The 13915-nt window shown below is 42.6% G+C and carries 11 protein-coding genes; 1 reads left to right on the top strand and 10 read right to left on the bottom strand.

Annotated elements, in window-relative coordinates; genetic code table 11:
- Nucleotides 1–28: 28 nt before the first annotated feature.
- Nucleotides 29–1024, bottom strand: a complete 996-nt coding sequence (locus tag M5U24_RS17915) for a GDP-L-fucose synthase (RefSeq protein ID WP_099324470.1) — start codon at nucleotides 1022–1024, stop codon at nucleotides 29–31.
- 134 nt (nucleotides 1025–1158) lie between these two features.
- Nucleotides 1159–1770, bottom strand: a complete 612-nt coding sequence (cysC, locus tag M5U24_RS17910; RefSeq protein ID WP_099324469.1) for an adenylyl-sulfate kinase — start codon at nucleotides 1768–1770, stop codon at nucleotides 1159–1161.
- 446 nt (nucleotides 1771–2216) lie between these two features.
- Between cysC and msrA the strand changes: the two genes are divergently transcribed.
- Nucleotides 2217–2849 (top strand): peptide-methionine (S)-S-oxide reductase MsrA, encoded by a 633-nt coding sequence (gene msrA, locus M5U24_RS17905; RefSeq protein WP_099324467.1) that lies wholly within the window; start codon nucleotides 2217–2219, stop codon nucleotides 2847–2849.
- A 43-nt stretch (nucleotides 2850–2892) separates the two neighbouring features.
- On the opposite strand, the gene glmS is transcribed toward msrA, so the two are convergent.
- The 8 genes from glmS to alaS form a co-directional block, all read right to left on the bottom strand.
- Nucleotides 2893–4719, bottom strand: coding sequence for a glutamine--fructose-6-phosphate transaminase (isomerizing) (gene glmS / locus M5U24_RS17900; protein WP_099324466.1), 1827 nt, complete (start codon nucleotides 4717–4719; stop codon nucleotides 2893–2895).
- Nucleotides 4720–4739: 20 nt separating this feature from the next.
- Nucleotides 4740–5747, bottom strand: a complete 1008-nt coding sequence (gene lpxD / locus M5U24_RS17895) for a UDP-3-O-(3-hydroxymyristoyl)glucosamine N-acyltransferase (RefSeq protein ID WP_099324465.1) — start codon at nucleotides 5745–5747, stop codon at nucleotides 4740–4742.
- A gap of 355 nt (nucleotides 5748–6102) precedes the next feature.
- The gene (fabF, locus tag M5U24_RS17890) at nucleotides 6103–7347 is read right to left on the bottom strand and encodes a beta-ketoacyl-ACP synthase II (protein ID WP_099324464.1); all 1245 of its coding nucleotides are present in this window, start codon (nucleotides 7345–7347) and stop codon (nucleotides 6103–6105) included.
- Nucleotides 7348–7581, bottom strand: coding sequence for an acyl carrier protein (gene acpP / locus M5U24_RS17885; RefSeq protein ID WP_099324463.1), 234 nt, complete (start codon nucleotides 7579–7581; stop codon nucleotides 7348–7350). It lies immediately after the preceding gene.
- 44 nt (nucleotides 7582–7625) lie between these two features.
- Nucleotides 7626–8546 (bottom strand): ACP S-malonyltransferase, encoded by a 921-nt coding sequence (gene fabD / locus M5U24_RS17880; protein ID WP_298203164.1) that lies wholly within the window; start codon nucleotides 8544–8546, stop codon nucleotides 7626–7628.
- Nucleotides 8547–8552: 6 nt separating this feature from the next.
- Nucleotides 8553–9548: a beta-ketoacyl-ACP synthase III gene (locus M5U24_RS17875; RefSeq protein WP_099324461.1), complete on the bottom strand. Its 996-nt coding sequence runs from the start codon at nucleotides 9546–9548 to the stop codon at nucleotides 8553–8555.
- A 39-nt stretch (nucleotides 9549–9587) separates the two neighbouring features.
- Entirely contained in the window at nucleotides 9588–10619 is a 1032-nt protein-coding gene (gene plsX, locus M5U24_RS17870; protein WP_230405740.1) for a phosphate acyltransferase PlsX, read from the bottom strand.
- Between the two features lie 638 nt (nucleotides 10620–11257).
- Nucleotides 11258–13915 (bottom strand): alanine--tRNA ligase, encoded by a 2658-nt coding sequence (alaS, locus tag M5U24_RS17860; RefSeq protein ID WP_099324458.1) that lies wholly within the window; start codon nucleotides 13913–13915, stop codon nucleotides 11258–11260.

Here is a 13915-nt window from a genome sequence, read left to right as displayed (position 1 = left end):
TATTTTAATGAAACCGCTATACTATACTCTAAAAACTGTGGTGTCGTCTATTTTTGATATACCAGTCAATTGTCTTTTGCAAACCTTCTTCAAACAGCATCCTCGCTTTAAATCCGAATTCTTTTTCAGCTTTAGACGTATCCAACCTTCGCCTTGGTTGACCATCGGGTTTTGAAGTATCCCAGACAACCCCTCCTTTGAAGTCTGTTAGTTTAGTAATCAATCCTACCAGATCTTTTATGGAAATCTCAAATCCTGCCCCAAGATTAACCGGGTCTGGTTTGTTATATTTTTCAGTGGCAAGGACAATCCCTTCCGCAGCATCTTCCACGTAGAGAAATTCCCGGGTGGGAGTACCTGTGCCCCAAACGGTAATAGACGGTTGAGGTTGAGAACGTGAGGGTTCAAAGTGCCCGGCCTCCGCCACCGCCGTAAAATATTTTGCCTCTACACATTTTCTTATAAGAGCCGGGATTACATGAGAAGATTCAAGATCGAAATTATCTCCAGGTCCGTAAAGGTTTACCGGTAAAAGATAAATAGCATTAAATCCATATTGCTGTCTGTATGCCTGCGACTGAACCAAAAGCATTTTCTTCGCCAATCCATAAGGTGCATTTGTTTCCTCCGGATAACCATCCCATAAATTCTCTTCCTTAAATGGTACAGAGGCAAATTTTGGATAAGCGCAAATCGTGCCAATGGATACAAATTTTTCTACCCCGGCCCGTCTTCCAGCCTCCAGCATTTGTACGCCCATCATCAGGTTGTCGTAAAAGAATTTCCCCGGACTCGACTGGTTAGCACCTATGCCGCCGACCCTTGCTGCAAGATGAATGACAATGTCTGGCATGGCATCCTTGTAAAGCCTTTTACAGGATTCATTTTCAACAAGATCGTAGTCTTTACTCCTTGGTACGAATATCTCTTTGCAGCCGCGCTCTTTTAGTTTTTCAATAACAAAGGAGCCGAGAAATCCGGCGCCGCCAGTGACAATTGTTCTTTTATTTATCCAGAAATCCATAATACTAGGAATGGTGTATGAAGAGTGGGTTGCCTTTCCATTCAGCCTCCCTTGAAATTAATGTGCTCTTAAGTGAAGGAGCAGAATCAGCATAAAGTTATGCTTTTACGTAAAAAGAAGATTACACCTTTTTTTCAGAATCGTACATACCTGTTTTCTTCGAGGTATTTTAAAATAGCTCTGGTTGATTCTTCTACCGGCATTACCGATGTATCAATGGTCAGCTCGGGGTTGGAGGGTTCTTCATAAGGCGCAGATATGCCCGTAAATTCTTTTATTTCTCCAGTCCTGGCTTTTTTATAGAGACCCTTTACATCGCGTTGTTCGCACACGTTAAGCGGACATTTCACATAAATTTCTATAAATTCCCCTTCGTTCTGCAATTTCCTCGCATTATCTCTGTCTTCTTTATAGGGAGAGATAAAGGCGGTTATTGTTATTATATTTGCGTCAGTAAAAAGTTTGGCGACCTCTCCAATACGCCGAATATTTTCTGCGCGGTCCTCGGGGGAAAACCCAAGATTCTTATTAAGGCCGTGGCGTATATTGTCGCCATCGAGTATATATGCCTGATGTTTATTTTCAACAAGAGCGTGTTCAAGCTCTACGGCAATGGTGGATTTCCCAGACCCTGAAAGACCCGTGAGCCAGATAGTGACTCCCTTTTGTTTCATCAGATCGATTCTGTGCGCCTTTGTAATCTTGCCATGATGCCATTTTATGTTCGTAACCTTCTGGTCTGACATTTCATCTCCTTATTGATAAGCGAAAGTATTAAATAATTAAAGTATGCGCCCCCTGCTGGCGACCAAATAACTTCATGGGTTCGGGTGACAAACCTGAGTCGCCGTGATTGATTCATTTGAAAATGTTGCATGACAGTTGCCCTTGTTGGCAATAATTCCATGTTGCGCGGTTGAAAACAAATTTCCAAACAAGATAAATATTTTATGGAGTATATAATTGATAAAATAAAGTTTTGTAAATACTATAGAACCTATTGTAAAAATGCAAACTTTTTCCACCTGTATTTGTCGCATAATAATAAGAGTTGGAGGATTTTTTTGTGGGATGTCCTCTTTCATTCTGACAAATATTTGATACTATGAGATTACGCTTCGTTTTCGGTAAAAGCAGTAAACGTGTATTAACGAATATCTTCAAAATTACAGCATGTAAGGGGGGCGCTGGTATGAATAATTATTTGATTCCATTATTTATATTAATTGTTTTAGGAATAAATGGCGCATTGTGTGGTGAAAGTAAAAATAGCGATAGTGATACGACTCATAAAAAATATGAAATGGCTACCTTTGCCGGGGGTTGTTTTTGGTGCATGCAGCAGCCCTTCGACCAATTAGAGGGCGTGATTTCCACTGCTGTCGGATATACCGGCGGCAATGTTGAGAATCCTGCCTATGAGGATGTATATTCCGGCAGGACGGGCCATGCAGAAGCGATAGAGATATGGTATGATCCCTCGCTCATTTCTTACGCGTCTCTTTTGCAAGTATTTTGGAGAAATATTGATCCTACTGCAATGAACAGGCAATTTGCTGACGTAGGGTCTCAATACCGAACGGCAATCTTTTATCATACGGAGGAACAGAAAAATCTTGCCGAGTCGTCAAAAAAAGAGTTGGAGAAATCAGGAAAATTTAATAAGCCAATTGTCACGGAAATTGTGCCTGCTTCGGCATTTTACAAGGCGGAAGAGTATCATCAGAAATATTATGAGAAAAACCAGACACAGTACAACAGGTATAAATATGGCTCGGGAAGGGAGCGGTATTTAAAAGAGAAGTGGGAAAAGGACGCAAAGTAAAATAGCGTTCTCTGTGTTCTTATATGAAATAGTGTTTTTTGTTTTATTCTACCGTGACGCTTTTTGCCAGATTTCTTGGCTTGTCCACATCGCAACCACGTAAGACTGCCATATGGTATGCAAGTAATTGGAGGGGAATTACCGAAAGAATTGGTATCAGAACGCCTGAAGTTTCCGGGATATGGAATACATGATCGACCTTTTCGGTAATTTTTCTGTCTCCTTCCGTTGCAATTGCAATGACTTTTCCACCCCTTGATTTCACTTCTTCAATGTTGTTGAGTATTTTTCCGTACGTACTGTCTTTTGTTGCGATAAATATTACCGGCATATTTTTGTCAATAAGGGCAATGGGGCCGTGTTTCATTTCAGCCGCGGGATAGCCCTCTGCGTGGATATATGAGATTTCCTTTAATTTAAGGGCACCCTCAAGCGCCACGGGATAGTTGAATCCTCTGCCAAGGTAAAGGGCGTGGTTCGTGTCTTTGTAGATTTTCGCGATTTCTCCTATTTCCTTTTCCCTGTCGAGAATGGTTTGTATCTTGTCAGGGATAGTCCTGATAGCAGAAATCATTTCAGGCGGAATGGCGTAGTCTTTGTTTTTCAGAAGCAACAGGTAAAGGGAAAACAAATAGAAGGCGGCTATCTGTGCAGTAAATGCCTTTGTAGATGCAACCCCTATTTCCGGGCCGATATGCAGGTAAATTCCCGATCCGGCCTCACGGGCAATACTGCTTCCGACAACATTGCAGATTGACAACATTGCGGCCCCCTTTCCCTTTGCCTGGCGCATAGCCGCCAGTGTATCCGCTGTTTCTCCCGATTGACTGATGGCGATTACTATGGTGTTTTTTTCGATAATGGGGTTACGATAACGAAATTCAGATGCATATTCCACTTCGACGGGAAGCCTGACCAACTCTTCCAGCATATACTCTCCGACCAATCCGGCATGCCAGGACGTTCCGCACGCAATAATGATAATCCGTTTTGCTTCTAAAAGTTCTTTTTCCCGGTTAATGAGTCCGCCTAATTTTATCGGACCGTGGTTTCCGTCCACCCTTCCTCTCATAAGGTTGAGAAGCGCCTGGGGCTGTTCGTGGATTTCTTTCAGCATGAAGTGTTTGTAACCGCCTTTTTCGATCATATCAATATTCCACAACACCTCTTCTGTTTTTTTATATGTAGGGATGTTTTGTATGGTCTTTGTTTTGTAACCTTCGGGGGTTAGGATTGCTATCTCATTGTCGTCCAGGTACATTACCTCCCGTGTATGTTCCAACGAGGCAGACACGTCAGAAGTAATGAAATATTCATGGTCTCCAATCCCCAGTATTAACGGTGATCCATTTCTTGCTGCTACGATTTTTTCGGGATCTTTTGAAGAAATAGCTGCAAGCCCATACGTTCCTTCCACTTTCTTCAGAGCTTCCATGACAGCGGTTTCAAGATTATCCCGGTAATGTTCCTCGATAAGATGCGCCAGCACCTCGGTATCTGTCTGGCTTCTGAACGTATGGCCGTTTTGCTGCAATTTTAATTTCAAATAGTCATAATTCTCAATGATCCCATTATGCACCACTGCGATTTCGTTATGGCAATCAAAGTGGGGATGCGCATTTTCAAAAGTAGGTGTACCATGGGTCGCCCATCGCGTATGAACAATCCCTGCATGTGAAATACATACATTACCGCTTAATTTTTCTTCCAGCATTGCAATTTTTCCAACAGCCTTCTCACAGCGCAGGGAACCGTTTTCAAAAAAGGCAATCCCGGAAGAATCGTAACCACGATATTCCAGCCTTTTGATACCATGCATCAAAACATTGAGGGCATTTTTAGGTCCAATATACCCGACAATTCCACACATATACGATTTCCTCTCCCGGTTTATGATGTATGCATTACTTTTTTAATCGCCTGATACATTTCGGGCAGTTTTCTCAATAACACCTGTATTCGCTTTTCTTCAGATATCGGCTTTGCCGGAGCGCCCCAGACAATAGCGCCTGGTTTGAGGTTTTTGTGGACCTTCGATCCTCCGCCTATAACGCAATTATCCCCGATTGTTGCATGGCCAGTAATGTCTACGTCTCCGGCAACCATAACATTTTTCCCGATTTTTACGCTGCCGGCAATTTTTGCATAGCCTACGAGCATTGTATTCTCCCCAATTTCCACATTATGCGCGATATGCGAATGATTGTCTATTTTTACGCCGTTTCCGATGATTGTTTTATCTATGGCCGCGCGGCAAACAGTTACCATTGATCCGATTTCCACATCATCTCCAATTTCCACCGTTCCTATTTGGGGGATCTTGATGTGTTTTTTTTCCATTTGGAGGTAACCGAAACCATCATCGCCAATAACACTGTTACAATGAATAATTACCCTTCTGCCAATACTACATTTTTCCCTGATAGTGACATTCGCATAAATAAGGGCATTGTCTCCGATTTTGCAATCCTTTCCAATGAACGTACCGGGATAAATGACAACATTGTTTCCAATTACAGCGTTATCTTCTATTACAACGTACGCGCCAATAGAGGCATCCTTGCCAATTGCAGCGCTGCTGCTGATAATTGCGGAAGTATGGATGCTTGCCTGACGGGCAAATCTTTTTTTTGCAGCATCGCCCATGAGGAGGGTAAACGCAAAAAACGGATTTTGTAGTATGATACAGGGTTTTTTTAATGCAGAAATTTCCTGGTGTACTATAAATGCAGAAGCCTGAGAAGAAAGAGCCTGCCGGATGAGCGTATCATTTTTAACAAAAGAAATATCCCCTTCACCCGCATTTTCAATGCCGGCAATACCGGTGATAACGGTTTCCTCATCGCCAAGGATTTTGCCACCTATGATTGCTTGAATTTGGTGTAGGGTATATTTCATGGTGTATGGCCAAAGAAGCCTATTTTTCTAAAAATATTTCAAAACTTCCGTTATTAAATTATTTCACTAATTCAATGAAAACACATGACGTGATGAAAAATCGGTTGAAAATTGATGTAAACAAAAAAAAGAACCAGATTGGCAGGAGAATGATTGCGTAGTGTTGATACGTTCATATGACAATTGATAATTGCCCAAACAACTTCTAATGACAAGACATAAAATGCAAATCATTTTGTCATTAGAAGTTGTTTTCGTATTTCATCCTTAAATATTTTGACAAAAAGCACGCACTGACGAATGGAAGTATGCAAAGAAATAACTTTTAAGGTACTATTGTCCCGCCCTTAACGCATTATACTTTGCCAAGGATGATGGTTGCATTATGTCCACCAAATCCAAATGAATTAGAAAGTGTCTTATGAATCTTTTTTTCGCGTGCTTCGTTAGGAACAAAATCAAGTCCTGAGCACTGTGGATCAGGAGTTTCATAATTTATTGTTGGGGGAATAACTCCTTCATTCAGTGCAAACGCACAAATGATAATTTCTACGCTTCCCGAAGCTCCAAGCTGGTGTCCAAGCATAGATTTGGTAGAACTCACTGGAATTTTTGAAGCATGGTCGCCAAAAACCTTCTTAATAGCCCCCACCTCTATCTGATCTCCAAGCGGGGTAGACGTCGCATGGGCGTTTATGTAATCTATCGTTTCAACGCCGCATCCGGCGTCGTTTAAAGCATGCGTCATGCATCGTATTGCACCCTCGCCGTTGCTATTGGGAGCGGCAATATGGTATGCATCGGCAGTCATGCCATATCCCAATATCTCCGCATAGATTGTTGCCCCTCTTTTTTTGGCAGCCTCCAGTTCTTCGATAACGACTATTCCCGCCCCCTCAGAGATGACAAAGCCATCACGGTTTTTATCAAATGGACGGCTCGCTTTCTGCGGTTCACTGTTGTGGGTAGACAATGCCTTCATTGCGCCAAACCCGGCTACGGCTAAAGGGGTAATAACTGCCTCAGAACTTCCTGTAATCATGATGTCTGCGTCGCCTCTCTGAATTACCCGCACTGCTTCCCCTATGGAGATTACCCCTGTTGTACAAGCGGCAACTACTGCAAAATTAGGGCCTCTTAAACCATACCGGATTGCTGCATGTGCGGAAGCTGCGTTCGCCATTAGTTTAGGAACCATAAAAGGGGAAACCCTTGATGGCCCTTTATTTAACAGATTTTTGTGTTGCGCCTCAAATTCCAAAAGGCCACCCATACCGGATCCTATAAAGACACCAACACGCGCGGTATCGATTGCGTCAAAGTTTAAACCCGCATCTGTTACTGCAATATCGGTCGCCGCTATCGCGAATTGTGAAAATCTGTCAAGTCTCCTGGCCTCTTTGGTATCAAGCCACTCTGCCGGGTTAAAATCGCTTACTTCGCCGCCAAATTTCACCTCAAATGCGGTAGTATCAAAAGAAGTAATGGGTTTAATGCCGCTTTCACCGTTGCACAATGCAGACCAGAGTTCCTTTTTTTCCCTCCCCAGAGAAGTTATTGCTCCGGTACCCGTAATGACGACTCTTTTTCTTCCGTGCATTTATTTGTGTTCCTCTATATATTTAACTGCATCTCCCACCGTACGTATTTTTTCAGCATCTTCATCAGGAATATTCATATCAAATGCATCTTCAAATTCCATAATTAGTTCCACTGTATCGAGCGAATCTGCGCCTAAATCATTGACAAAGGATGTTTCATGTGTTATCTGTTCCGCTTTTACCCCCATTTGTTTTGTGATAATTTCTCTTACTTTTTCTCCGACGGACGTCACGATTTTTACCTCCTTGTTAAAAACAATTCAAATTTACTGCGCAATTAAAGATCTGCTATTGTGCTAAAACTTTTGACTTGCTGAGCAGGATCAATTTTTTTCATAAGTCCCGACAAGGTTTTTCCAGGCCCTATTTCATAAAATTGAGAAAATCCATCCTGTATCAGTTTCTGCATAGATTGATACCATTTGACAGGACTGTTTAGCTGTTTTATCAGAGCTGTTCTTATTTCCTCCGGATTGGAAACATACTCTGCGTTAATGTTTGCAACTACGGGAACTCCGGGTTTTGAGATAACCGTTGATTCCAGTTCGGAATAAAGCTTGTCACTGGCAGGAGTCATTAAACCGGAATGAAATGCACCCTGCACTTTTAGCGGGATTACCATCCTGGCGCCTCTTTCTTTTGCCAATAGAACCGCCCGTTCCAGTACATTTGATTCTCCTGATATTACTACCTGTCCGGGGCTATTATAATTTGCGGCGCAGATAACACCAAGCGGGTTCAATTCCCTGCAAATATGTTCTATTTTCTTATCTTCCAGTCCAATGACAGAAGCCATTCCTCCGGAACTTTTCTCACAGGCCTCCTGCATATATATACCACGCTTATACACCAGTTTTACCGCATCTGCAAAAGCAACAGAACCAGCCGATACATGTGCAGTGTATTCTCCCAGGCTCAGCCCGGCAACCGCATCACAGGTGGTTTTCTTAAAAAAAGAAATTTCCTTCAACACTTCAAGTATTGCAATGGAAGTCACCAATATAGCCGGCTGGCTAAGAGACGTCTTGTTTAATTCCTCCTGATTTCCCTCAAAACATAAAGATGCAAGGTCAAACCCTAACGCATCATTTGCCTGGTTGAAAATTTCGCGAGCTTCTTTGTATTCTTTGTAAAAATCTTTCCCCATGCCCACCAATTGGGTACCCTGACCTGGAAAAAGAAAGGCTGTTTTCCGCATAATATTCTACCACCTAACAACACATGATCCCCAGGTCAATCCGCCCCCGAAGGCTACCAACATCACTAAATCGCCTTTCTTGAGTCTTCCTTCCTGTTGCGCCTCATCAATTGCTATTGGAACTGAAGCAGAAGATGTATTCCCATATTTATCAATATTTACAAATGCCTTTTCCATGGGCAGTTTAAGTCTTTCCATGGTCGCTTCAATAATTCTCAGGTTGCTTTGGTGAGGGATAATTAAATCGATATCCTGAACGGCAAAACCATTTCTTTGTGCGGTTTCTATCACCAGGTTGGTAATGGTATTAATTGCGAGCTTAAACACCTCCCTTCCTTTAAACCGAATGTAATGCAACCTTTCCTGCACCGATTCTATGGTGGCAGGATGTTTTGAGCCGCCGCCGGGTATTATAAGTACGTCCGTATACGTTCCATCAGAGACCAATCGTGTGTCTAATATCTGATGTTTTTCCTTATTGTTTTGAAGTATGACGGCACCGGCACCGTCTCCAAACAAAATACAGGTTGCCCGGTCTGTATAGTCGGTAATCTTTGACAAACATTCTGCGCCCACCACCAAAACAGTTTTTGCGGCACCCGAATTTATAACACTTTGCCCGATGGAAAGCGCATACACAAATCCGGCACAAGCCGCTGAAATATCAAATGCGCTTGCATGGACAGCACCAATTTGCTTTTGTAAACAACAGGAAGTAGAAGGAAAAAGGTAGTCGGGGGTAATGGTGGAAGTAATAATCATATCGATCTCTTCCGCGGATATCCCGGCATTTTCTATTGCTTTTAACGAGGCGATGGCGCCAAGATCTGATGTTGTCACTCCATTTTCAACAATACGACGCTCTCTTATTCCTGTCCTTTGCAGAATCCAATCGTCCGTAGTGTCTACCAATTTTTCCAGAGCATGATTGGTTAATATCTTTTCAGGGAGGTATGACCCTATCCCTGTTATCGATGTTATTTGATTTTGGCGTACGTTCAATTTCTCATTGCCCAGAGAAGGTGTAAAGCCTTTAAAAACTTAAGCAACTTCTGCCGTAAGTGTATTGGATTTCTCCAGTTCTGAAATAATATACTCATTAATTTCCGTTTTAGTTAATTTTAATGCCGCTTTTATGGCATTTTGTATAGTCCGTGCGTCAGATCTCCCATGGCAAATAATACAAATGCCATTTATCCCCAGCAAAGGAACACCTCCGTATTCGGCAAAATCCATCTTTGTTTTTATCGATTGGAAAACCGGTTTGCACAAAAGCAGTCCAAGTTTTGCCCAAAACCTATTCATTGATTCTGCTTTTATCGTGGTAAGAAGGTTCTTTGCCATCCCCTCTGCAAATTTCAATATTACATTTCCCACAAACCCTTCACAAACGACGACATCTGCCTTGCCATCAAATATCTCACGGCTTTCAATATTTCCGATAAAATTTAAATGTGCGTTGGAAAGAAGCGAAAAGGTTTCCCGAACCAGATCGTTTCCCTTTGCGTCCTCTTCTCCTATATTGAGAAGTCCAACCTTGGGATTTTCTATATTCATTAGGTGCTTGCAGACAGTTGACGCCATAATTCCATACTGATACAAGTGTAATGGCTTGCAACTGATATTGGCGCCTGCATCGATAATAAGACATGATCCATGGAGGGTGGGAAGGGATATCGCAATGCCTGGACGACGAATGCCTTTCAATGTTTTCATGTGTAGCATTGCCGCCGCTACCGTTGCCCCCGTATGCCCCGCACTGACGATTGCATCCGCTTTCCTCTTAGCGACCAACTCAACACTTTGCGTAATGGAAGAGTTTATTTTTTGCCGTATGGAATGTGTTGCAGGATCCTCCATGCCGACTATCTGAGCCGCATGGTGAATGGTTATATTTTTGGGAATGGTTCCGCCAAGACATAATTCGTGTTTAATTCTGTTTTCGTCACCAACCAATATAATCTCAGCATCAGGCACCTGTTGCGCAGCCAGGACAGAGCCTTTGACAATTTCTTGCGGCGCCTTATCCCCGCCCATGGCGTCTACCGCAATCCTCATAAATTTACCTTTCAACAGAAATTACCTGCCTGCCCCGGTAATATCCGCAGTTATGGCATACGGTATGCGGTTGATTTATTTGTTTACAGTGCGAACAAACATAACGTTTGGAGCGGATACGCCCCCCCTTTTCTAAATTTTTATCTAATGGAAAAACGGGAACCGTAAGTTTATCGTGCGTACGTCTTTTACGTGTTCTTGAGTTAGAATGTCTCCTCTTTGGATTGGCCATTTAAAACCTCATTGTTAAAAATTTATTTAATAGTTTACACAAAACTGATCAGCAATGCTGGAGTATACATATGGTTATCTCACCGGGTTTTGTCAATAATACCGGAAATATTTTCTCCCTGATGCGTTCATTTTATAGAAGCAGGATTATACACATTATTTTTTAAATTAACAATACTATTTATAGGCATCCAGACTCAACACCGGCAAAATTTTACCGTTTGGGTAAGAACGTATTTATGCCAGCTATAGCAAATACTTCGCCCCTATTTTTTCAGAAAACCAAAATGTTACCTTATATTAAACGCAAGTCTCTGAGGTACAAAATTATATGTGCAAAAAGGACAAATTGCAAAAAAATTAAGGCAACAATATGGTTTTTTTAAAAATCTCAATAAAATTAAAGGTCGCTATCTTTTGACTTAAGAAACCTTCTGCAGGATTTCTTTGCTGAACAACATTTCGGCAAAATCAAGCGCTTCGTCTAATTTACCAACCACCTGTCCGCCCGCTTGCGCCATCTCCGGTCTTCCACCGCCACCGCCGCCGACTATTTTTGCGACCTCTTTTGAGATACTCCCCGCATGCAAACCACGAGAAGCCAGGCCTGTGCTTAAAGAAATAATTACTATTACACGCCCATTCAGAACACTTCCTAATGCTACCGCGGTTTCCTTTTCTGATTTCATCAGCATGTCCGCCGTTCTTCTCATATCATCCGCCGATGCATTATCTATTCTCTTTGTTATAATGTTAACGCCTGAAACTTCTTTTGCAGTCACGGAAAGCGAATCAATTTTCTCCAATAATTCTTTTTGCTTTTGTTTGTGAAGTTCTTTGTGGAGTTTTTTTACTTCATTCAGGAGTTCCTGTGTTTTTGAAGAAAGATCTTCCTCACACGCATTCAATATGCCGCACAATTCCTGAACAATCTCCTCCTTCTCCCGGTCCCTGGTTAATGCCGAAATGCCTGTGATCGCCTCTATACGACGTATTCCCGCAGCGACAGAGGATTCCCCGACGATTCTGAAGGGTCCTATTTCTCCGGTATTGTTTATGTGCGTACCGCCGCAAAGTTCCTTGCTAAAATCTCCGATGGAAACCATTCTGACCCGTTCCTCGTATTTTTCTCCAAAAAGGGCTACGGCGCCGGCATTTCTTGCTTCCTGAAGCGTTTGTTCTTTCACCGACACGAGCGCATTTTCCATTATTTTTTCGTTTACCAGATCCTCGATACGGTTAATTTCCTCCTTCGTCAAAGAGGAAAAGTGATGAAAGTCAAAGCGTAGACGGTCCGGGGACACCATTGAACCCGCCTGTTCCGCATGTCTGCCAATGACATTCCGCAATACCCAATGAAGCACGTGCGTCGCCGTATGATTTCTTTTTATTAAACCCCTCCTGTGCGTATCTATTCGCGCATCAATCATATCGCCTGTCCTCACTATGCCTTTTGTTATCTTTCCGATATGAATGATAAAGGAATCGTTCTTTTTTGTATCCGTTATACAAATATGACTCCCCTCCGATTCAAGGATTCCCGTGTCTCCAATTTGTCCGCCGGACTCACCATAAAAGGGCGTCTGATCCAAAACTATCGATACCTCGCTTCCGGCTTCAGCCTTTTCGATAAGGTAGTCGCCCTGAACAATAGCAATGATCCTCGCCCTGCATGAATCCTTTTCGTACCCTAAGAATGTTGTGCCTTTTGATATCTCTTTAATCTTGCCCAAAAAACCGGCGTCAAATACCTGGCCGGTCATAGAGGATGACGACCTTGCCTGCATCCGCTGGCGTTTCAATTCCACTTCAACACCGGCGCTATCCATGGAAAAACCGTGTTCCTTGAGAATTAATTCGGTCATGTCCAAAGGGAAGCCATATGTATCATATAATTTAAAAGCCTCTTTTCCGGGAAGCTCCTTTATTTTATTCTTTTGCATTGTATCCATTAACTCTTTTAACCGTACTGTTCCCAGTTCCAGAGTTTCGAGGAATTTTTCTTCTTCGCTTTTTATGATCCTTGCGATATTCTCCCTGCGTTGTTTAATATCCGGATAATAATCCTGCATCAGATCGCTGATAATTGGCACGAGCTTGTATAAAAAACATTCTTTTAAGCCAAGTTGTGCGCCATCACGTATAGCCCTCCTCAGTAAACGCCTTTCCACATATCCCCGCCCTTCATTCCCTGGCAAAACGCCATCGGCAATGCAAAAAATAGAGGCCTTTACATGGTCGGCTATCCGGCGCATACATACGGCGTTTTCTTTTTTATCATGATACCGCAGGTGTGTAATATCTTCTATCGATTTAATTACAGGGGCAAAAATATCTATATCGAAGTTTGTCGGCACTCCCTGCATGACACGTGCCATTCTCTCCAGTCCCATGCCTGTATCTACATTTTTATTGGGCAATGGTTCCAGCCTGCCATCTTCTTTTCGGTCAAATTGCGTAAATACCAGATTCCAGATTTCGACAAAGCGGTCGCAATCGCAGGCAGGTTCACATTCTTCCCGACCACAACCAACGCCTGCTCCCTGGTCGTAAAATATTTCAGAGCAGGGGCCGCAAGGTCCGTTAGGGCCTTGCGCAGGGGCATTTGCAGGCCAAAAATTGTCATTTTCGCCGTAGGAATAGATTTTTGATTTGAGAATGCGGATATGTTTTTCCCATATTTCGTATGATTCGGGGTCATCTTTATACACACTGACAAAAAGTTTTTCTTCCGGTAACCTTAATTCCTGCACCAGGAACTCCCACGCCCATGCAATGGTTTCTCTTTTAAAATAATCGCCAAAGGAAAAATTGCCCAGCATTTCAAAAAAAGTGTGGTGCGAAGCCGTTCTGCCGACATTTTCCAAATCCCCCGTTCGAAGGCATTTTTGGCATGTTGTCGCCCTTTTTATATTTAATCTTCCCTTACCAAGGAACATATCTTTGAACTGATTCATCCCTGCACCCGTAAAAAGAAGCGTAGCGTCTCCCTGCGGGACAAGCGAATCTCCCGGCCAGATTACATGGGATTTCTTTTCGAAGAATGTTAAAAATTTATTGCGAATTTCACCTGTATTCAT

Source organism: Candidatus Kuenenia sp. (assembly GCF_027493735.1).
GTDB classification, from domain to species: domain Bacteria; phylum Planctomycetota; class Brocadiia; order Brocadiales; family Brocadiaceae; genus Kuenenia; species Kuenenia stuttgartiensis_A.
Note: the sequence above shows the minus strand (reverse complement) of the source record. Positions and strands in the feature narration are given on the sequence as shown.